Genomic DNA, 21,329 nt, shown 5'->3' with positions numbered 1-21,329 from the left:
AAATACAGACGGTGTTTTCCTTAACAGTTATTATCTGATTTAGAAATTTAAGAATCCCAAATCGGAAATGGTGTAATCTCCCAAACCGTGGAACCGTTCATAAATGCGTTGAACAAATTGCAAGCCTTTCACAACATTTTCATGACAGATTGCTGCATCCAACTGTGCATCAATGTTGGCATCTGCTTCAATAAAACGAAGATCGCTGTGAACACTGTAGGTAGGAGCATGAATCTGTGCAAGGCCCGTACATTCAAAAGAATCCCCTGCATGATTGTAGCTGTAATACACAAACATATTATCATCATAAGGTTCCAGTGTCAAAGAAGTGTAATAGGTATCTTCTCCCGAAATTTCCCAAATGGTCACATCAATAGAGTGATCGTCATTACGGACCAGGGAATATTCAATCATACCGTTTTCGGTTTCTACGGTTTCTGCATAGGAACGTTTTCCGTTGATGGTTTCGTTTTCCATCGCATCAATCACAGACAACAGCAATGCATACGCTTCTTCTCTGGGAGTATGTTCGGTACCAACTGCAGACTGAAGAATTCTGGTCAAACTTGCTAAAGTAATCAGATTCCCTTTCAAATGATTTTCGATCACGGAGATCGGTAGCGCCAAAAGTGCATTTTGACCATTGGATGAAGCATCTGAAACAATCCCGATTACTTCCCCGCTTTTGTTAACCAATGCACTGCCGCAGACTTGGTTGGCTGCAGCAACATCCGTTGCAATATAACAAATATTTCCTATCCAGTTATTTGCATTGGAGATTTTACCGGTAGCAATGCCACCGTTGGAATTTTTCTGTTCTCCCACGGTATATACCATCGCACCGTCTGTTGCAATGGCAGCATCTCCCACAGGTAAAACGGAAAATCCGCTTCCCGCCACCTGAATAATCGCCCAATCATAGTCAATACTGTAATCATAAACACCGGACACCTGATATACAGCTCCGGTTTCCAACATAGTGATTTTGGCAGAATAACCATTTTTAATCACATGAAAATCAGTAACCGCTACACCGCTTTCTTCAATAAAGAAACCATTTCCGGTACTAATGAGTTCATCTGCACGATTATACACATCGATCCGAAAAACAGACGGTGAACATTTGGTATAAATTTCTTCCGAGGTTAACTGCACCTGCTCTTGCGAAAAACGTTTGAGCGCAGTGCGGTCATAGTTCATATTATACTCGTTGAAGGAAAACAAGCCGTTTTCCATCAGCTTTTGAGACAATGTGCCACCGGTCCCCTTTGTTTTGGCTTCCAGTGCCGCATAAGACACCAATACCACGTCTGCACGCAGGAAGTTTTCCAGATCAGTCTTGGGAGAAATCAACCCCAACTGTTCTGCTAAGGGAAACGGGTTATCCCAAGTGAAATCTTTTCCGTCCACGTCAGAATAACCAAGTGCACGGAGTACAAAGGTCAGATAGGTCTGTGCGTTTGCATCTGCTGTACCAAAAACAGTGTCAGAAATCCCATTGGTCAATCCTTTCTGATAAGCAAATCCCACATAAGAGTTTGCCCACTCGGGTACATCGGTAAAAGGATGGGATGCAGTGCTGTTTTGTGCGCTGTTACCCAGGCCCATCAAACGAACCAGCATCACCAGGGCTTCCAAACGGGTGGGTGCACGGTCAAGATCAAAATCATTCTCAGAAACACCTTGAAACAGTCCCAATTTTTTCAAATCCCCTGCCAGATGATTTTCAAAAAATACATCTCTCGCCCCTAAAACAGAGGTGGGGAATGCTATAATTAACAATACTACAACTAAACAAATTGCAATTATTTTCTTCATTGCGTTCTCTCCTTTATGGCGATTTACACAAAGTCCTTCTGGGTATTATATCACATAAAACCCGCATTTGTCAATTATTTCCGTCGATTTTTCCTCTTGTGCAATCTTACAATACCTTTTTCAATAACAAATCATAACAAAAAAATCCAAAAAAATCCACTTGACAAGAATGAAAAAATAGTGTATAATAGCCCTTGGTTTTCGAGGTGTAGCTCAGTTTGGTAGAGTGCTTGGTTTGGGACCAAGATGCCGCAGGTTCAAGTCCTGTCACCTCGACCAAAGAAAAAGAGTCATCCACAATGTGGGTGGCTCTTTTTTTCATACAGGACTTGAACCTTAAGAAGGCAACGAGCGTTAAAAAGTTGCCTGCGGCAAGTTTTTAGCGAAGTTGGTGCGCAGACGGGTACCGAAGCCGAAGGCTTGGGTCGTCAAGCTGATAGGGTGTGCAACGCACAACCGTGTCCTGTCACCTCGACCAGAAAAAGAGTCATCCACTAAGCGGGTGGCTCTTTTTTTCATACAGGACTTGAACCTTAAGAAGGCAACGAGCGTTTAGAAAACCGTTCGGGGAACGGTTTTTAGCGAAGTTGGAGCGCAGGCGGGTACCGAAGCCAACGGCTTGGGTCGCCAAGCTGATAGGGTGTGCAATGCACAACCGTGTCCTGTCACCTCGACCAAAGAAAAAGAGTCATCCATATAATGGATGGCTCTTTTTTTCATACAGGACTTGAACTTTAAGAATTGCAATACAAAAAAACAGACTGTTTCGTTTTCATCAAACAGTCTGTTTCTTTTTATTTTTCGTTACCCTGATAACGGGATTTTCTTAATTTTTGCTGTTCGTGTTTTTCATAGGCTAAAATAATTTTCTGCACCAGCGGATGGCGAACAACGTCTTTATGAGAAAGCATAGTGATGGAAATTCCCTCAATATTTTTTAAGATGGAAACCGCTTCCTTCAATCCCGATTTTTTCCCGAAAGGCAGGTCAGTTTGGGTGATATCCCCTGTGATAACCGCTTTTGTATTGAATCCGATACGGGTTAAAAACATTTTCATCTGTTCGGGAGTGGTGTTCTGTGCTTCATCTAAAATTACGAAACAATCGTCTAAAGTTCGACCTCGCATATAGGCGAGCGGTGCTACCTCAATCAATCCCTTTTCGGAGTATTTTGTAAAAGTATCAGAACCTAAACAATCGAACAATGCATCGTATAAGGGCCGCAGATAGGGATCAATTTTAGACTGCAAATCTCCGGGTAAAAAACCAAGTTTTTCCCCCGCTTCAATGGCAGGACGGGTTAAAATAATACGAGAAACTTCTTTATTTTTAAATGCAGTTACCGCACAGGCAACTGCCAGATATGTTTTTCCCGTTCCTGCAGGACCAATGCCTAAATTGATGATATTTTTTTCGATATTTTCGATATAAGCTTTCTGCCCCAGCGTTTTTGGTTTGATTGGTTTCCCCTTGGCAGTGACGCAAACGCAGTTTCCGCCGATTTCTGCAACCGATTTCACGTTCCCCTCTCTTGCCATACTGATAAGATAACGCACCGTTTGTTCATCTAAGGATTCTTCAAATTTGAGACGCTGAATGAGTCCTTCCAACACTTCGGTTGCCATAGTTACCGCAACCTCTTCCCCGCTCACTTTCACAATGCCGTTTCTGTGAAAAATTTTCACACCCAACTCTTTTTCTATGAGCAAAATATTTTCATCGAAATTGCCGAACAGACGAATCGCTTCATCTACCGAATTAAGCAAAATTTCTTTCTCCATACATACCTCTTATGTTTCTTGGTCGACAGACTTCTGGATGGTTTTTTCTATCCCCAATTCTTCCTCGCATTCTGCAAACACCGTCACAGAAATACTGTCATCCGTAAGCCTTAACGACTCTGTTTTTAATGAAATAATATCTTCAATCCCCTTTTCGGAAAGTTTCTTTAAGAACTCCTCGGTCGCTTCTTTGATTGCTTCTTCCTCAGTTCTTTCCACTTTTTGCAAGTTGTATTCCGAAAAAAGGGTTTCCCGATAAGTGACAAATAAAAAATGTCTTTCTTTTATTATACTATCATAATTATAAAAGTCAATACTTTGCCCAAAATCCAGTGGAATTTTTAGGAAAGACAGGGCAAGCTCACGTTTGCTTTTTTCTGCTCCTGTGGGAATTTTCTCGTAACAGTACAGTTTTTTTTCGTAAACTTCTTTTTCCCAAGTAACAGCACGAATTTTCCCCATTGAATGTAAATATCTGTTCCCCACGGTGGGACTGGGGATAAGACCCGAAATTAAAATCTGATCTTTTAACACCGTATCTCCCACCTTCACCATAGCTTCTCCGTTTTCTGCAATAATTTCTTTAATATGACCGTCTTTTTTTGCCACAATATTGGTAGGCACATCTTTTGGAATCAACGGTGGCGAATCAGTTCTGGGAATCAACGTGACCAAAAGATTGGTACCTGACAATTCCAAATTTGCCCACAAAACCTGAGGAAAGCGATTGATTATCTGATTGGAAAGATAAGTGGTATCCACTGTTTTTCTGATTTTTCCTACCCCTAAATCATTTTCAGCCAAAAAGGCACGTATTTTGGCAGTATCAATTCCGGGAGCAGCATCAAAGGTTACCGTCCAGATAAAGGAAGAAGAAAGAAAAATCCCCACAAAAAAGAGGACCGCTGCAAAACAGAAAACTGTCCTTTTCTGAAGCGATTTCATAAAAACAGGCAGGCCCATTCCCTGCTGCAGCGTAAGAGCTGTTCCCGTTTTTTCAGCAAATTCTTTTAACAAAACGGCTCCCCGATTACTGACGGAAAACAACATCGTTTGATCATCGGGACGGCTGATATTCCAAAGGTACAGCTTATGTGCAAGGCACAGATTCAAAAATTTTTCCAGATGAATTCCCTTGGCAAAATAACAACGGTACCCCTTTACAAACCGATAGGCACGTACCACCAAAATCACCTCCTACTGTTTTTCAATGCTCACTAAATTTCCTGAAACGGTCAGTTCTTCATCGGTAAGAGCAGTAATGATCAGGTTGCTGCCCAAAATTTTATACACATATTTTCGGGTATTCACCTCAATTTGCTCGTCGGATAAACTGATAATTCCCTTATGATTGATAATCTCTATCAAATAATCTCCCGTGACGGTGATTTTCGGTTCTCCCAATAAAACTTCAGGAGAAATTCCCAAACGGTCTGCCAACGTTTTTTTGGGTTGAATCCCGATGCTTTGCTCTATTGGGGAACCGGTTGGCACATTTTTTCGGCCTTTTTTCTTGTCTCGCTTCATGCGGAATCCTTCTTTCGCGTATACTTTTCCAATATTTTCCATATAATGTGCTAACATTATATGAAAACAGGTGAAAAATATGTCTAAATGGACAGGATGGGGACTGCTTTTTTGGTTTATGTGTTGTCCCGATGCAGTAAAAAACGGAATCCTCAATGGGCTGGATTTGGGGGGACGGGTACTGATTCCCAGCATTTTTCCTTATCTGGTGGCATCTGGAATTTTGATAAAGACGGGGGCATTACATGGGATTTCAAAAAAAATCAACATAGGGAATTTATCGGAAAACGCAAGAGAAATGCTCATCCCTTCTCTGTTTTGCGGATACCCCACAGGAGCAAGATTATCTGCTTTGGCATATGATAATGGTAGCATCACTAAACAAGAGTATTCTCTGCTGTTCTTATTTGCCAATATTCCCGGGTTCGGATTTGCGGTTTCTTACCTTGGAAGTATTTTCAGAAGTACCCTCACAGGCGTTTTTGCCTATTTGAGTTTCTTACTTGCTTCCCTATCTTTGTTATGGTTCTTTAGCAAAAAGCTTCCCGAAAAACAAACTCATTTCATTAGAAAACACGAAGTGAAAAATCTAACGATATCCGATGCGCTGGTAGAATCCATCAGCGAAAGTGCACAAACCATGGTATCCCTACTCTTTTTTGTTTGTTTTTTTTCTTCCCTGATTGATTTGATGAAAAATCTGCCGCTTCCCAAAAGTTTTGAGCCGATTGGTGCCTCTTTTTTGGAAATCACCACGGGAATTTTTTTGGCAGCGCAAAGGTATCCTATGGAACTAACTGTTTTTTTCTGCGGATTTTCAGGCTTATCGGTGATGTTTCAATCATTATATTTTGACAAAAATCATGCCGTAAACTTTCCTCGTCTGCTTTTGGGACGATTGGTTTACGGCACAATTTCAGTATGTTATTTTAAGGGATTCCGCTTTCTTTTTTTAATTTAAAAGTGTAATAGAAAAGTTCAGATAAAGTGCAAACAACTGCCATGCCAGATAGGGCAGATACAAATAAAATGCCCATTTCACGTTTTTTAATCTACCCATTAAAAGCAAATTCACAAAGATCATGGCAAGCAGGATGAACAATGCCACATCAATTTGTTGCAGGGCAAAGAAAAATAACGGCCACATCGCATTTAACACAAGGTTTACCACATAAAGCCAAAAAGCTGTTCCGTCATCGGGATTCTGTTTCAGATACAGAATCATGGCAATCGTCATGAGTACATATAAAACACCCCACACAATGGGAAAAACGATGGATGGCGGTGCCAACGGGGGACGAACTAATGTGTCATAAAATTCAGAGGAATTCATGGAAAAAAGTCCGCCCAAAATTGCAGTTGCCACCGTAATGGCTGCAATCAACCAGCCTGTTTTTTTTGTTTCTGCCATAACATCACCTGTTTCGGAAGATTTCTTCCGCCTTTCTTAATGTTTTTTTGTATATATTTGATTGATAACAAGGATAGGTCTGACTGTCTTTCGCACATAGGTTTGGTGCAAATTGGGAATTACTGCACGAAAAATTTTTAGCAGATTTTGGTGCAGAGGAGGAAGCAAGGCTTTGTGCCTTGCAACGACGATAAGCCTAAAGATGCCAAAATTGTGCCGCAGGAAACTCAATTTGTACAAAACTTATGTGCATTATTATTAGTTTAGGAGAATTGATACATATGTATGCATATCATGAGTTGATTTATGACTTAATTCGTCTGGATGTGTTCCAAAAAGAGATGTCCTTTTTTTCCATAGGCACATCCTATTTGGGACAAAATATTTTTTGTGTGAAAGCAGGTGACGGTCCTAAAAATGTGCTGGCAGTTTGTGGACATCACAGTTTGGAAACAATGTTATCGGAATTTATGATGGAATATTTGTTTCGTTCCAAAGAAGATTGGTATGACGGCGTAACCCTGTATGCCGTTCCTCTTTTAAATCCTGACGGTGCAGAAATTGTGGCAGGACGAATCAAACCGCCGGAACCGTTTTTGGAAAAAAGTAACTGGCAGGCAAATTATCGGGGTGTGGATTTAAACCACAACTATGATGCAGGATTTTATTTGGCAAAGAAGATGGTTGAAAATGAGGGAATCAAAGGACCGAATCCCACAAAATACGGCGGAGAAGAACCGTTTTCAGAATCTGAAACCAAAGCAATTCAAGAATTATGTAACGAAATCCCCTTTGATGTGGCGGTTGCATTCCACTCACAAGGGGAAGAAATATACTATGAATATGATGATTTTTTACCACTCGGCACTCATCGTTATTTGGATGCCTTCCAACAAAATTCTCATTATAAAATTGCGAATCCAACGGGTACTGCATCTCATGGCGGTATGAAAGATTGGTTTATCAAAACATACAAAAAACCTGCCTTCACAATAGAGGCAGGCCTGGGCAAGAATCCTTTACCCCATAATTTATTTACAAAGGTGTATAAGGATTGCAAAGTGATATTAGATACTATAATAGAAACGGTGAAAAAGGTGTAAAAAATGCTTCTCCTTGGGGGAAGCTGTCATAAAGTGATTGATGAGATGTTTAAAATCCTTTTCCCAATCAGTAATACTATTTAAAGCAGAAACCACCTCATCCACCGCAAGCGGTCCCCCTGTCCTGTTGCGGTACCCGAAAAAATCTGCAGGATTTCGCTGTTCTTTGATTTTTTCGACCGCTGCCACTCACTCGGTTCGCTGTATCTGCCACCGGCAGCGCTTTCCTCGCTCCCCCCTCAAGGGGAAGGCGTTTTATGCAGGCTTTGCCTGTCACCATAATTATTCATTTTTCATGATTCATAATTCGTTTGACAAAATGGGACGTCGAGGACGCCGTCCCCTACATGATTTTACATATTTATTTTGTGAAGAAAAATGAGAGCGGAATGCGGAAATCGAAAGAAAACCAAGGGTTTTCTCTTCCCGAAGCTGTACCTACAACCCCTCCGAGTTTTGCTTCGCAAAACTCACCTCCCCTTACACAGGGGAGGCATGACGCGAGTGGTGAGATTCACGGATTCTGAATCATTTTTCAAGCAAAACAAAAAGGGTTGTTCCCGAAGGAACAACCCTTTTATTAGGTTTTGTTAGATTGACTAACTATTGATTAGTTGTCGCTAGCAACGTCAACGATCAGAACCAGTTTGGTTTCGCCGTCGTAGTTGTAAACGTATACTAAGTCATCGTTGTCGATCTGATCGCCATGCTGGTAGTCAGCAGTGGTGTAATCAGTTTCAGCGTCTAACAGAGTGGTAACGGTGTATTTATTGGTAGCGGTATCGTACAGGTAAGCAACAGCGCTAGCGTTTACAGAGTAATCCTGGATCATATCTTCATCAGTGATGTTGGTATAATCTCTGTCAGTACCGGAGAAGGTAGCAGCGTAGTCAGCAGCTTTTACTAATCTCAGTAAGTTACCCTGAACTTTGTATGCTTTACCAGCAGCACCAAAACCTTTTAAGGTGTGAGTTGCGCCAACGGTCATACAACCAGCAGCGGTACGATTGGTGGTGCTTAAGGTAACCAGGTTACCAGCTACGTCGCCGTCTTCATCATCATCAGCGTAGTTAGCTTTAACAATGAAGTTGTCGCCGTTTTTGTCTGCTAAGGTGTAAGCTTTAACCATTTCGCCAGCAGCGTTGGTAGTGAACATAGCGATATCACCAACGGTTAAACCGGTAACGGAAGCTTCAGCATCTTCAGCAACGATGATTTCAGCTGCTTCACCGTTTACTAAACCAAACAGTTTGGTTCTGGATTCACCTTCAACGGTAACAGTAGCGGTTTTGGTAATAGCGATCGGATAAGAATCCATTTTGATGTTGCCTTCTGCTTCAAACAGAACAACTACCATAGCTTCTTTATCGCTGTTAGCGATTACAGAGTAGTTGTACGGGGTGTCTGCTTCTAAGATATCAGCAGTAGCGATAGCAACGTCATCTTTGGTGATAGCAGTTCTAGCTTCGGAAGTGGTGAATACTACAGTGTTAGCAGTGATGTAGTAAGAACCTAATTTTTCAGAAGCAGGTTTGAATTCAGAAGAAGTAGCTGCAAATCTATCGGTAGTATCTAATACGAAGTCGGTATCAGCAGTCTGAGTATCGATAGCTTTGATTTCGCCAGCTTTGTTGGTTTCATAAGCGATTAAGTCGCCTTTAATGAATGCAGCTTTTAAAGCAGCGGTAGAAGCGTAGGAAGGAGTAGTACCGTTAACTTTTTCAGCAAAGTCTAAGGTTACTAATTCACCTTTCTGGGTGAAGATCTGTAACTGATAAGTTACGCCGAAGTCTTCAGCTCTGTTAGCATCAACGATGATAGCGTAGTTTTTAACGCCTTCTTCTACGGTGTAAGAAACAACTTTGTCGCCATAAACTTTAGCAACGATGGAATCACCGGGAGTCATAGCGGAGTTGTCTAACATCATGTAATCAGCATCGCCGATTTTGAATTTGTTTAAGGTAGTGCCACCAACTTTAGCAGTTTCCTGGAAAGTTTCGGTGATAGTACCGGTAGCAGTTTCGTTAGAAACGGTGATATCATAGTAAGTGTCAGAACCTACGTTAGAGGTTTTAACAGCTACAACATCGCCAGCTTTGATATCAGCGATACCCATTGCATTACCTTCGGTATCTTTGATAGACCATGCTAAGTTATCGTTTTCAGGATCTAAGGTTAAAGAAGCACCGGTAAAGGTGGTCAGAGAAGTAGAAGCGGTATCTCTGAAGATTTTGTTAGAAGTAGTGTTAACATTACCTACAACAAATACTCTTTCGTTGTCAACGAATACGGTGTCATAAGAACCGTTGTTATCGGTATCAACGTATCTGTAAGCAACGTCACCAGTGTTACCGCCAACTGCAACGTTAGCTGCGTAAGTACCGGATTCTAAGTTAACGTAGGTGTTTAACTGTAAACCAGCAGTTACGGAATCAGTATCTTCTAATTTTAATTTAGAAACTCTGTCGTCATCGTTGGTTTTGTAGTATTCTACATAACCAGAGTTGTTTTTGTTTGCTAACATTTCGGGTTTGATGGTAACTTCAACGTTTTTACCAGCTTTGGAAACAACGGTAACCAGTTTGGTTTCAGCATCATCAGATTTGTCTAAGATAACAGTAGCTTTTAAGCCCTGCATGCCAACTAAATCAACGCCGTTAATTTTAGCGGTAGCGGGAACAGCGTAAGCGTTAGCTGCAGCAACTTTATCTACGGTGCCACCAGTTAAGGTAACGTCAGTAGCTTCTTTGCTTAAGGGAACGGTATTGATGGTAACGTCAGCTTTAACTGCATCTAATTTGGTCCACAGTAAGGACTGAGTGGGGATAGGTTCGAATTTTTCGTCAGAACCCCAAGAAGTCTGGTCCATCATGGGAACGGTTAAAGCGTTGTAAGTTAATCTTGCAACAGTAGCTCTGGAAGCGCCGCCTGCAGTGTTGGAAGTACCAACGGTGATGGATTCCTGATTAGCGATTACCATGTAACCGGTAGGATAGCCACCGATGGACTGAGCTTTCTTTTCATAACCCAGTGCACGAACTAACATAGCAATTGCCTGTTCGTAAGTAACTTCAGCTTCGGGAGCGAAGGTACCGTCGCCCATACCGTTAACGATACCTAACTGAGAAGCGGTTGCGATGTAACCGGAAGACCACAGGTCTGCGGGAACGTCGGTGAAGTAGCCGCCAACTTTGTTAGCGCCTGCATCGCCCATGTCCAGAATTCTGCAAACGATTGCAGCATATTCTGCTCTAGTGATTTTGCCATCAGGTTTGAAAGTGCCGTCTTCGTAACCATTGATGATGTCGAGAGCGGACAGAACCTGAACAGCTTCTGCGTAGTTAGCAGTAGCTGCAACGTCGGTGAATGCAAAAGTCTGCATGCCGAGTAACATCATAACTGCTAACACTAAGGATAAAACTTTAGACAGTTTCATTTGGATGTCCTCCTAAAATTGATATATAATTTTTTTTTTACGATTTTGGTAAGTTTCCTCATCGGGAAACCAGGCTGATAGAACTATCCCTTCTGAGGGGTATCCTATGGTGTCATTTTAGCAGATAAGATTCCGTTTGTCAATAATATCAAAATATATGTAACAAAGTTGTAAAATTTATACTTTGCGGTAATATTTTGGTAACAAACCTGCAATCTTTCGGTTAAATTAAGGGGAAATTGTTATTTCCGCTTTCGCTTTTTTTGACGTGAAATCCGTCATTTTGTTCCATAAAACACACCAAGGCGAAATATCAACCAACTGATTATACTCTTTTTTTTAAGAAATGTCAAGATGTTTTTGGAATTTTTTTTATTTTATCCCGGGAATTTGATGTGCCCTTATATATAATATATAATGTAATAGGAATTTTTATTTCTCATGATCCATAAATTCGGCATATCTGAGATATTCTTCCTCCAGTTTCCACCAGCTTGTCTGCCAATTACAGAAAGCAGTATCGTCTTTTGGCGCACGGGAAAACAGTCTTTGCACCGCAACCTCAGCAGAAAGCTCCGTCAAAAAGAGATATAAACGGTGAAAATATTCTTCCTTGGAAATAATTTCGATTTCCCCTGTCTGATATAAGTCATACAATTTGGTACCGTAAGGAATATGAAGAGAATGAAGTTTCACCGAATCGGTTTTCACCTCATTCATCAGCTTTGCCGCAGTGAGAATGTCTTCCTCACGATCCCAAGGAAGGTTCAGAATCAGATGGGTATCCAAATAAAAGCCATGTTCTTTCACCAGTTTTGCACCGCGGATATAATCAGAAACCGTATGGCCCCGATTTATTTTTTCCAAAGTAACATCATTGGCAGACTGAAGACCCAATTCAATAAATACGTCCAGCCCTTTTGCCCTCACCTCATCCAGCAAATCCAAATGTCCGCCGTCCAAACAGTCGGGACGGGTGGAAATCACCACACCCACAATGTCTTCTGCTAAAATTGCCTCAAAAAGATACTTCCGGAATGTTTCCAACGGCAAATAAGTGGCAGTAAAATTCTGAAAATAAATCAGAAAACGGTTGGCGTGATATTTTTTGCGGATGTATGCCATATTGGTTTTGATTTGTTCTGAAATGTCTACCTTGGCATCAGGAAGCTCAAAACCTGCTCCCACCTCGGAACAAAAAATACATCCCCCTACCCCTTTGGTACCGTCCCGATTGGGACAGGTACCGCCGGTGTTGACAGGAATTTTATACACTTTTTCTCCGTAAATATTTCGTAAAAACTGGGAATATTTCAGCATCGGGTTCTCCTTTTATGATTCAGTATTCATAGAAAATCGGGAGGAAACGGAACCCCTCCCTGCGGAAATGACAGCGCGGGACGTTAGCGAAGCAAAAAGTCAAGAGTTTTCTGCCGGAAATTGTCTATTTTGGAATAATCGGTAACACTCTGATAGAGAGTTTCCAGACGGTTATGATGTTCTAAGGCATCCGAAAAAGCTTTTATGGCGAGGTGCAAGATACCATCATACATCAATTGGGGTGTTCTGCCCGATATCCGATGTTTCAAAAAATCGCCAAAAGACACAATTTCGTCTGCTCCGGAATAGGAATGGTATACGTTGGAAGTCACCAATGCCAGATTGGCTGAGGGAAAGAGCAGATGTTCTATCTGATGGGGGTTCATAGGGCAGGGACAAACAATCATATCTACATTTCTCAAACGACATGCAGCTGCCACCTCCTGCATCAGACGGTAAGATGCGTCTCCCACTTCCGCTTCTACTGATAGTGTGTAGTAATTTTCTAAGTTTTCTTTAAAAAAATTACAAAAGCCTTTGGCGGTAACAGCAGAGAGAAATGCTTTTTTGTAAAATCCGTCGGCAGAAAATGTTGAAACCCGTTTGGCAATATCCAAAGCAAACATACGGATTTCATCTTCCAAAAGCTGTTCTTCACTGCGAGTGTGCATCAGAGACAAAAGAGCTTTGGCGCTTTTTAAGTAACAATATCCTTCCAAAAACAATGACGACGCTTTTTTGCTCTCCGAAAGTGCCTCTTCTTTCTCGCTGATCTCTCCGATGAAATCGCAAAAGTTCAGTACCGTATCGTAAACGCCGGGTAATTTCGCATCGGTCATATGAGGCGCAGTTCCGTCGATGACGGCTGAATTGTGCCCGGGCAAGAAAATACCGTCTAACGAATCGGGATCGGAAGAACAATGCAGATAGGTAACCTGTTCACCACGCTCACCCAACGTTTTGCCGAGTGATTTCAAAAAAGTGGATTTCCCTGTTCCGGGACCACCCTTAATCACAGCCAGTTTCTTTGGCTTCTTGGTTTTCCGGGAACTCGGGGTATCCAATATCTCTTGATAAAAACTAAAAAATCCTTCGGGAGTGTTACCCCCGGGGAAATAATGATATAAGTATTGCATAGAATTTCCTCCTGATGGGATGAATCATTCATATCTTCAGCATTATTCTATGCAGCCCCCTTTGCACCGGTGACACTTACAAGGGTTGATATGATTGTACCAATCCCGGGTGGGGTTTGTCAAGCAAAATGTGTGTTTCCTCAAAAAATATGAGAATCTATCACAAGAAATTTCAAATAACAAAAAAATAAAAATACAAAATGTACAAAAAAAACAAAAATTTCGAAAAATTCAAAAAAAAATGTTGACATCAATAAAATTATATATTATAATAACACTTGTGAATTTATGATACAGAATCTATCCGGCGTAACTGATTGCGTTTACGGGAGGAGGGACAAACCGATGGCAGAAATCAGATTAAAAGATAACGAGTCTTTAGATAACGCGTTAAAAAGATTTAAAAGACAGTGTGCAAAAGCAGGTGTTCTTTCTGAAATCAGAAAAAGAGAACATTATGTGAAACCCAGCGTTAAAAGAAAGAAAAAATCCGAAGAAGCAAGAAAAAGAAAATTCAAATAAGAATTTTATTTCTTCCTTCCTAATTCCACTAACCTTTTAGGAACCACAGTTCCTCATTATGTACCATTCCTCGCAGATGGTCAGTGCGCTGATAATATCATAAATTTTCAGGATAGTGAATTACCAAAAGCAGTTCCTTTAGGAGCTGCTTTTTTGTTTTTGAAAAAACGATACCCCCGGGATTTTATTCTCCCGGGGGCATTTTTAATCTTTATGAAAATAAGCGTATACTTCCCGTTTGGGCAGATTTCTGTCCTGAGCAATTTGTTTAATTGCCTCTTTTTGCATAAGTCCCTGAGCCAAGTAAAAATCCAGATGTTCTTCCAAAGACAGTTGATTAAGGCTGCTTTCTTCTTTGCTGCCGCCCTCAACTACAATTACGAACTCCCCTTTTACGGGATTATTTTCAAAATGGGTAAGCACTTCAGATAAACTGCCGCGGATATGCTCTTCAAATTTTTTAGTGATTTCACGGGAAACAGACACTCTGCGCTCTTCTCCGAACACCTCACTCATATCAGCAAGTGTTTTGAGTAATCGGTGAGGTGCTTCATAGAAAATCAAAGTTTCTTCCCGATGTCTTACCTTTTCCAGCTCTTTTTTGCGGTCATTTGGTTTTGCAGGTAAAAAGCCGATAAAACTAAATTGTTTGGTAGAAAATCCCGACACAGTTAACGCGCAAACAAATGCACAGGGACCGGGAATGGGATACACAGGGATATCTCGACGGATACATTCTTCCACAATGTCTTCCCCGGGGTCTGAAATAGCAGGAGTTCCTGCATCAGAAACCAATGCAATGGTTTCTCCTTCCTCCAGATGTCGGATTAACAAAGAACTTCGCATAGCAGCATTATGTTCATAGTAACTCACCAGTTTTTTTTCAATACCAAGTTTTTTCAGCAAAGCACCCGTCACGCGGGTATCTTCTGCGGCAACCAAATCTGCCGATTCCAAAACTTCCTTGGCACGTGGGGATAAATCCCCCATATTACCGATGGGGGTAGCAACAAGATATAAGGTTCCCATCATTTAAAACTCCTGCATCCGGCGAAATTCTTCGGTCATTTCGCCTTCTTCATCATATAGCATCAAAGGCGGCAGACAATCCATCCAGACACCTCCGTTTTTTACCGCTTCCACCAAAAACAGGTTGGCATCTTTTTTAGGATTTGGATAAACCAATCGCAACCGTTTCGGCTCCAATCGGTTCTCCCTTAATTTTGCCAGAATCTCAGCAAGATTCTGCGCCCTTTGAATTACAAAAATTTTACCGCCGTCCCGAAGAAGACGGAATGCTTTTTGAAATAAAACACTGTGAGAAAACTGCTCTGTATGACGGGCAGTTTTCAATTTCTCATTTTGGCTCACCTTTCCACTTTTTTCAAGGAAATAAGGCGGATTTACCGTGATGACATCTGCCAACACATGATCGGAAACCGCAAGGTCTGCGATATCGGTACAATAAAAACGACATTTTTCCAGAATCCCGTTATATGACGCTGTTTTTCGGGATAATTCTGCCATCATAGGATCAATCTCCACAAAATGAATTTCTTTGGGAGAATGGTTCAGATGGCAAAAGAAACCAACGGCGCCGGTTCCGGAACAAATATCAAACAAAACGTCTTTCGTTCCCATTTTGGCAAACCGGGATAACAATACTGCATCTGTTCCGAATTTGAAAGAATCTTCCCGTTGGAATATGGTGAAATCTTCATTGATTTTTGAAGTGATTTCCTTGCTTTGTTCCAACAGACTCTCCCCTTTCTGTATTCAAAAACACAGCTTGGTTCTGTGCTTATGCGCCTTTGGTCAGCAATTTGACCACAAATACCAGAATCATAACCACAAATACCAAAATCAATAATATACTTACGATAATTCCGGTGTAGCTTTCCTTCTGATTGGTAGACAACACTCTTTGCTGAGTATAATCATCGGCATCTTCCGGCTGAGAAAGATACTCAAGCAAAGCCTGTCCTTCAGAACCGAATTCTTCTTCCACCTCAATCTCTTGAAATGCATCAAAGATTTCATGAAAGGCTCCATCAGAAGAAGCTAATGAAATATGAGTAAAATCATCGGTCAAATTCAATTCAACACCGTTATCCAAACGAACCCCCATCACACGCTTACCGGGTTCATTCTGATAGTTCACTTGAACCTGAAAACCGGAAATCTGCGGAAAGTCCGGTGTAGCCGATGCAGGATCCACGCTGCCGTCTTCGTTCAGTTTGATATTATAGAAACAACCTTCCAAGGCCATTTTCAGTTCCTTTGGGGTTATTTTTTTCATTTGAATTGTGTACTGATTCGGTAACACCGCTAAAATGTCAGATTTGGAAACCTGTCCCTGGGGCAATCCTGCTTCAATGCTTCCTGCATTGATAATCGCAATAGTTGCCTGAGACTTCTGACGATACGCATCGGCAATAAAGTTTCCGATAGGTTCTGACTGATAATTCACAGAGTAAGAATAAGGGATTTCCTTATCTGCCATGGCAACGCCGTCACTTAAAAATGCAGCCTGATTTTGCGCAATGGACTGTTCCAATGCTGCAATTGCGGGATCTACCGGCAATTGTGAAATCGCCTCATAGGTCCACTGCGTAGTTGCAATGTTGGTGATTTCTCTCCGATTATTGAACGAAAGCTCCAGCTGAATGAGTTGCTGTCCGTTGGCTCCGGGATTTAAAATCAGAGTTTCCCCAATCCATCTGCCACTTTCTTCCTGATGGTCATGACCGTCTAAAATAAAGTCAATTCCGTTTACGAATGCGGCAATCTGATCCACATTGGTATTGCCTTCGTTCCCAACATGGCTTAATGCCACAATCACATCTGCGCCTTCCTGTTTTAACGTGTTAACGGCTTTCTGCGCAGTTTTACCTGCATCTTCCAGATACACGTCCGTTACATTCTGCAAACTGGGAGACAATTTTAAATCCGGACTTAAAATACTAAAGAAACCAACTTTAATTCCGTTGACTTCATAAATCTGATGGTCCGATAACACAGGCTGATGGCTGGTGCCCAATGTCACGTTGGTGGACAACATCTGGAAATTAGCGCCTGCCTGCACATTCGTTAACATTTCAACACCGTTTTCCAAATCTGCTTCCCCGATTCCGGCTACGTGATAACCGGTTGCATTCATCAACGATAAAATTTCGTTGATGCTTTCTTCGGTAATAAACATGGTGGAAGTTAAATAATCACCGCCATCTGCCAAAATACTGTTTGGAATAGAGCGATGGATGGCAGCAATTCCGGAATATCCTAAGCTTCCGGTTTCAGCATTCTGCAGAAAATTACCGTGAATATCCGACGTGAACAAAATATTCACAGTGGAACCGTTTGCCGGCATAGGAGTAGGTTCCGGAGTGGGAGTTGCCTCCGCCGTTGTCTCACCGGTGGAAGACACCTCTTCTGCGGTTTCTCCCACAGTCGCAGTATCCCCTTCCATGATGGGTGCAACTTCAGTACTGCCGGGAACCGCACCGGGTTGCGGAGTAGCCGTAGGATTCGGAATCGCCACAGGCTGAGCGAATACCCCAACCGTAGCCACACACATCAATAATAACAACAATATGACTTTCTTCATAGAATGATACATCCTTTCCACTCATAGATCTACGGTAACCATAACACCGCAGCAATCACTTTTGCCGCCTCTGCACGGGTGGCAAGCTTCAACGGTAAAAATTTACCGTTTTCATATCCGTTTACGCAACCTGCCTGCTGCAATCGAACAATGGGGTCGTAGGCATAGTTGGAAATCTGAGCGAAATCCAAAAAATCGTAACGAGGTTGCAACCGCGCCAGTTCTGATTCTTTTCGGCGGTATGCACGGTAAATCACAGCACACATTTCCTGACGGGTAACAAACTCATCGGGACAAAATTCCCCTTCATAAATCCATTGGAATAACGAAAAATACTCTGCCGTCAACAAATCCCGATAAAACCAATCTGACGGGTTTACATCAGGAAAGCTGCTGGATGCATAATGATATCCGGTATCCAAGAAAACATCGGTTACCAACGAACAAAGCTCTGCACGGGTCATAGGATTTTCCGGTCGGAAGCTACCATCAGCATAACCGCTGACATAACTGTTATCTTTTAGGTACTGCACTGCAGGAACAGACCACTCAAATCCCGCCATATCGTTAAAAGGTAACGGCGGCGGTGGCGTTGGCGTGGGAGTTTCTTCCGGTTCCAGTCCGGTTTCGGGGTCAATTTCAGGATCTTCGTCTGCCGGTGGAACATAAGCAATATTATTCCCCATTACCGACAGGAAAAAGATTTCCATACTCTCCGGTACACGTCCGGTTTCTGCGATATAATTCACTTCATCCTGAAAATATTGGTCAAAAGCAACCATCACGGGTAAATATTTTTCCTGCTGAAAAATATACAAAAGAAGCAAAGAGAGAAAATAATTTTCCAAAGTTTCTCTGTCCTCCGGTTTTTGGAGCTTGTCTGCTTCCTCATCCAGCACACCCATAAAAGAACGAATCATTTCTTCTGAAAGTCCGCTTTCCAAGAAACGTTCAATCAGAATGGGATCCATATTCAGAAGTACATCGTAAGTAGAAACTTCACGGGAAAAACCGGAGACGTTTTGCATAAAAAGCATAACAAGAGCTAAAAAAACTGCGACCAAACGTTTCAAAGCTTTGCCAACTCCTTTCCGAATACAGACACAAAATATCCATTCTTTCACATCTTCCATTTTACTGTATTTTTGCGGTTTCGTCAAGGTTTTTCGGAAATATTCTAAAAAATAATGATGAAAATTCTGTGATTGGGACACATTTTTTTTAATTGGTATTGACAAAAAACTATCCCTCGATTACAATCATCTCAAACAACTACGATAAAAAAACGAACTTTTCACCTTCCGATTTCGTCCAAACAGTGAAGCTGATTTTAGAAAGGAGCATAAAACCATTGAGAAATTTTAAAATCATTCAAAAAACATTTACGCTGATATTGCTGGCAATTTTTGTTGTAACAGCAACAGCCTTTGCTGATGAAACCAATGAAAACATCGTCAAAAAATCTACATACAGTCCCCTCACAGGTGTGTGGGTGACAAAAATATCCACTATTGAAAACGGAGGTTTTTTTGATTATCAGGTAGTGAAATGCGACCTGACAAACCCCAATATAGAACTGGATCTTTTGTATCCTTCCGAGGGGGGAAGCACCTTAAAACCTACCCGTGCAATCGGGGAAGAAAACGGTGCGGCAGTCATTGTGAATGCAGACTATTTTAACCGTTCCGACGGAGCCAATGAAGGCTCTGCCGTGGGCTACAACCAAAAAGACGGTAAACTTCTTTCCAACGCCTTGGAAGAACAGGTGTATTCCTTTTCTTACAAGGATGATCATCAGTATTCCTTTGATATTTTCTCCAATCAGATTAAAATCGGCTTCCGCAACGAAGTGTTTGAATTTGTCAAAACCTATAACAAATATTCCTCTTTGGAAGGAGTAGCCATCTTTGACAGCCACTGGGGAAAAGAATCCTTAGGCTCACACGGAACTTTAGTGGAATTAGTCATTGAAGATAACATTTTAACCGAAATTCGCCGCGATATGCCTCCCGTTACCATTCCCGAAAATGGTTTTGTTTTGGCAGGTTTATCCGACCTTACCACCCTGTTTGATCAGGTGCAGGTGGGAGATGAAGTTACCTTGGAAATTGTAACCACTCCTCAACTTGCATTCTTACCTGATTTCACCGTGGGCGGCGGTTCTCTTCTGGTGGAACAAGGCGAAGTGGTGAAGAAAATGTCTTATCCGAAATATTCCACGTCTTTCCCTGCTATCGGCATTTCCGAAGACGGAAAAACCTTGTGGATGATTACCGCAGTAAACCAAAATGGCCTTACCTTGCAAAAAATGGCAGAGCTATGTAAAGCACAGGGAGCTTACTATGCTGTGGCATTAGACGGTGGCGGTTCCACCCAATGCGCTGTAAAAAATAATGAAACAGGCGAACTGGAATATATCCATCCCCTATCAGGCGGCTACGAACGTGCTATTGCCAACGGAGTTGGAATCGTACCTCAAAGTGAGAATCCCAAGGCATACGGTATTCACACAGAAGATACCATTACCTTTAAAAATATTCCGAAAAAATTAAGCTACACTGTATATAACGAAAACGGAGATCCCATGCAGGTGGATCCTTCCGAAGTCATTTTATCTTTAAAAGATCAAAACGGTCGGATTGAGGACGGATTTTACTATGCAGACAATGTTTCTCGCCAAACCGTTCTCTTAAACTACGAGGGCGTAACCGCAGAAATGAAAATTCAAGTGGTGTCTCCTGCTCTTTATGCTAAGAAAAACAAAGAAGGTACCTACACCGTGTTAAATGCAGACGGTTACCAGAGAATCATTTCCGCAGAAGAATACCAAAACAGCAAAAACATTTCCTTAGTGGAAACCTTTCCCACCGTGGACACAATGGCTGATAATCTGGGTCTTCCCAAATCGCTTTCCGTTTACGGTGGCAGAAAACAATATAAAACCATCTGGGATAAGCTTCTCTCAGAAAAAGTAATGGAAAAATATACAAATACTCTATATCCCTTCCAGTCCAAGCAAATTGAGCATCCTGACATTGAAATCATTACCGTGGATAACTTAGAAGGTCAGATTATCAACTCCAGAATGAGTGAATGGAACCGTTTTGTTGCCGCATTACAAACACAGAAGAAGAATATCATCATTTGTTTAGAAGATCCTATTTCCTTTTCCAGACAGCAAGAAGAAGACTTATTCTTCCATCTGTTAAGCGAAGCCACCCAACAGGGCAAAAACATTTTAGTCATTCACCGTGACGATAAAACCGAATTAAAATCCCTAAAAGACGGTGTGCGAGTGTTATCCGTTGCCTACGATAATCTCACAACGAAAAGCTTTTTGGAAACTCCTTCCCAATTTTTAACCATTCATTATAACTCCAATCAAATGACTTATGAAATTGTTTCCAATCAGCTGTTTTATCCCAGAAAATTAAATGAAGACATTTCTCCGATTGCATCGGAAAATATTGAGGATTAATCCTCACTCCTCCCGAGGGGCGGTCTATTGGATGGGGCCGCCCCTTTCCACGTAAAAAACGATAATCATAACCACTAGTAAACTAGTGGTTTGACCAGCCCCTAGAAGGGGCTATTACAGGCTTAACCCCTCAAAGGGGCATTGAAGGCTTGACACCGCATTACAATTACAGGCAGCCGCTCACGTGCGG

Annotated in this window: 16 protein-coding genes and 1 tRNA gene; 5 read left to right on the top strand and 12 right to left on the bottom strand. The window is 41.7% G+C overall.

Annotation, left to right across the window (positions count from 1 at the left end):
* Positions 1 to 39: 39 nt before the first annotated feature.
* Complete coding sequence (locus tag E7413_07740) at positions 40 to 1,818, bottom strand: hypothetical protein (GenBank protein MBE7019748.1); 1,779 nt, start codon at positions 1,816 to 1,818, stop codon at positions 40 to 42.
* A 202-nt stretch (positions 1,819 to 2,020) separates the two neighbouring features.
* Here E7413_07740 and E7413_07735 point away from each other — a divergent pair.
* Positions 2,021 to 2,097: transfer RNA gene (locus tag E7413_07735), tRNA-Pro, on the top strand.
* A 515-nt stretch (positions 2,098 to 2,612) separates the two neighbouring features.
* Here the strand turns inward: E7413_07735 and E7413_07730 are convergent.
* Genes E7413_07730 through E7413_07720 form a run of 3 tightly spaced genes read right to left on the bottom strand, consistent with a single transcriptional unit; the run spans position 2,613 to position 5,321 of the window.
* On the bottom strand, positions 2,613 to 3,599 hold the full coding sequence (locus tag E7413_07730) for a PhoH family protein (GenBank protein MBE7019747.1): 987 nt from the start codon (positions 3,597 to 3,599) through the stop codon (positions 2,613 to 2,615).
* A 9-nt stretch (positions 3,600 to 3,608) separates the two neighbouring features.
* On the bottom strand, positions 3,609 to 4,793 hold the full coding sequence (locus E7413_07725) for a hypothetical protein (protein MBE7019746.1): 1,185 nt from the start codon (positions 4,791 to 4,793) through the stop codon (positions 3,609 to 3,611).
* 3 nt (positions 4,794 to 4,796) lie between these two features.
* Positions 4,797 to 5,321: a hypothetical protein gene (locus tag E7413_07720; GenBank protein MBE7019745.1), complete on the bottom strand. Its 525-nt coding sequence runs from the start codon at positions 5,319 to 5,321 to the stop codon at positions 4,797 to 4,799.
* Positions 5,322 to 5,349: 28 nt separating this feature from the next.
* Here E7413_07720 and E7413_07715 point away from each other — a divergent pair, with 28 nt between their 5' ends.
* Positions 5,350 to 6,087 (top strand): hypothetical protein, encoded by a 738-nt coding sequence (locus E7413_07715; protein ID MBE7019744.1) that lies wholly within the window; start codon positions 5,350 to 5,352, stop codon positions 6,085 to 6,087.
* Here the strand turns inward: E7413_07715 and E7413_07710 are convergent.
* On the bottom strand, positions 6,079 to 6,537 hold the full coding sequence (locus tag E7413_07710; GenBank protein MBE7019743.1) for a tryptophan-rich sensory protein: 459 nt from the start codon (positions 6,535 to 6,537) through the stop codon (positions 6,079 to 6,081). The two genes, E7413_07715 and E7413_07710, sit on opposite strands and share 9 nt — an antisense overlap.
* A 245-nt stretch (positions 6,538 to 6,782) precedes the next feature.
* On the opposite strand from E7413_07710, the gene E7413_07705 reads away from it, so the two are divergent.
* The gene (locus tag E7413_07705; protein ID MBE7019742.1) at positions 6,783 to 7,640 is read left to right on the top strand and encodes a hypothetical protein; all 858 of its coding nucleotides are present in this window, start codon (positions 6,783 to 6,785) and stop codon (positions 7,638 to 7,640) included.
* Between the two features lie 610 nt (positions 7,641 to 8,250).
* Here E7413_07705 and E7413_07700 read toward each other — a convergent pair.
* The 3 genes from E7413_07700 to E7413_07690 form a co-directional block, all read right to left on the bottom strand.
* On the bottom strand, positions 8,251 to 11,076 hold the full coding sequence (locus E7413_07700; protein MBE7019741.1) for an S-layer homology domain-containing protein: 2,826 nt from the start codon (positions 11,074 to 11,076) through the stop codon (positions 8,251 to 8,253).
* Between the two features lie 432 nt (positions 11,077 to 11,508).
* The gene (locus E7413_07695; protein MBE7019740.1) at positions 11,509 to 12,396 is read right to left on the bottom strand and encodes a TIGR01212 family radical SAM protein; all 888 of its coding nucleotides are present in this window, start codon (positions 12,394 to 12,396) and stop codon (positions 11,509 to 11,511) included.
* 83 nt (positions 12,397 to 12,479) lie between these two features.
* The gene (locus E7413_07690) at positions 12,480 to 13,532 is read right to left on the bottom strand and encodes a hypothetical protein (GenBank protein ID MBE7019739.1); all 1,053 of its coding nucleotides are present in this window, start codon (positions 13,530 to 13,532) and stop codon (positions 12,480 to 12,482) included.
* A gap of 345 nt (positions 13,533 to 13,877) precedes the next feature.
* Between E7413_07690 and E7413_07685 the strand changes: the two genes are divergently transcribed.
* A complete protein-coding gene (locus tag E7413_07685) occupies positions 13,878 to 14,054 on the top strand; it encodes a 30S ribosomal protein S21 (GenBank protein MBE7019738.1) in 177 nt (58 codons plus the stop codon).
* 204 nt (positions 14,055 to 14,258) lie between these two features.
* Here E7413_07685 and rsmI read toward each other — a convergent pair whose 3' ends face one another.
* The 4 genes from rsmI to E7413_07665 are packed head-to-tail and all read right to left on the bottom strand — an operon-like array spanning position 14,259 to position 18,821.
* A complete protein-coding gene (rsmI, locus tag E7413_07680; protein ID MBE7019737.1) occupies positions 14,259 to 15,086 on the bottom strand; it encodes a 16S rRNA (cytidine(1402)-2'-O)-methyltransferase in 828 nt (275 codons plus the stop codon).
* Complete coding sequence (locus E7413_07675) at positions 15,087 to 15,809, bottom strand: hypothetical protein (GenBank protein ID MBE7019736.1); 723 nt, start codon at positions 15,807 to 15,809, stop codon at positions 15,087 to 15,089. It lies immediately after the preceding gene.
* Positions 15,810 to 15,855: 46 nt separating this feature from the next.
* A complete protein-coding gene (locus E7413_07670) occupies positions 15,856 to 17,673 on the bottom strand; it encodes a bifunctional metallophosphatase/5'-nucleotidase (GenBank protein MBE7019735.1) in 1,818 nt (605 codons plus the stop codon).
* Between the two features lie 17 nt (positions 17,674 to 17,690).
* Positions 17,691 to 18,821: an S-layer homology domain-containing protein gene (locus tag E7413_07665; protein ID MBE7019734.1), complete on the bottom strand. Its 1,131-nt coding sequence runs from the start codon at positions 18,819 to 18,821 to the stop codon at positions 17,691 to 17,693.
* A gap of 191 nt (positions 18,822 to 19,012) precedes the next feature.
* On the opposite strand from E7413_07665, the gene E7413_07660 reads away from it, so the two are divergent.
* Positions 19,013 to 21,139 (top strand): phosphodiester glycosidase family protein, encoded by a 2,127-nt coding sequence (locus E7413_07660; GenBank protein ID MBE7019733.1) that lies wholly within the window; start codon positions 19,013 to 19,015, stop codon positions 21,137 to 21,139.
* Positions 21,140 to 21,329 lie beyond the last annotated feature (190 nt).

The organism is Oscillospiraceae bacterium (assembly GCA_015068645.1).
Taxonomy (GTDB): domain Bacteria; phylum Bacillota; class Clostridia; order UMGS1840; family UMGS1840; genus SIG452.
This window is presented reverse-complemented; position numbering and strand designations above follow the sequence as displayed.

Coding starts and splice junctions, on each gene's coding strand:
- rsmI (MBE7019737.1), bottom strand. CDS start 15,086: ATGATGGGAACCTTATATCTTGTTGCTACCCCCATCGGTAATATGGGG.
- E7413_07710 (MBE7019743.1), bottom strand. CDS start 6,537: ATGGCAGAAACAAAAAAAACAGGCTGGTTGATTGCAGCCATTACGGTG.
- E7413_07730 (MBE7019747.1), bottom strand. CDS start 3,599: ATGGAGAAAGAAATTTTGCTTAATTCGGTAGATGAAGCGATTCGTCTG.
- E7413_07670 (MBE7019735.1), bottom strand. CDS start 17,673: ATGTATCATTCTATGAAGAAAGTCATATTGTTGTTATTATTGATGTGT.
- E7413_07695 (MBE7019740.1), bottom strand. CDS start 12,396: ATGCTGAAATATTCCCAGTTTTTACGAAATATTTACGGAGAAAAAGTG.
- E7413_07685 (MBE7019738.1), top strand. CDS start 13,878: ATGGCAGAAATCAGATTAAAAGATAACGAGTCTTTAGATAACGCGTTA.
- E7413_07690 (MBE7019739.1), bottom strand. CDS start 13,532: ATGCAATACTTATATCATTATTTCCCCGGGGGTAACACTCCCGAAGGA.
- E7413_07740 (MBE7019748.1), bottom strand. CDS start 1,818: ATGAAGAAAATAATTGCAATTTGTTTAGTTGTAGTATTGTTAATTATA.
- E7413_07705 (MBE7019742.1), top strand. CDS start 6,783: ATGTGCATTATTATTAGTTTAGGAGAATTGATACATATGTATGCATAT.
- E7413_07720 (MBE7019745.1), bottom strand. CDS start 5,321: ATGCTGGGAATCAGTACCCGTCCCCCCAAATCCAGCCCATTGAGGATT.
- E7413_07700 (MBE7019741.1), bottom strand. CDS start 11,076: ATGAAACTGTCTAAAGTTTTATCCTTAGTGTTAGCAGTTATGATGTTA.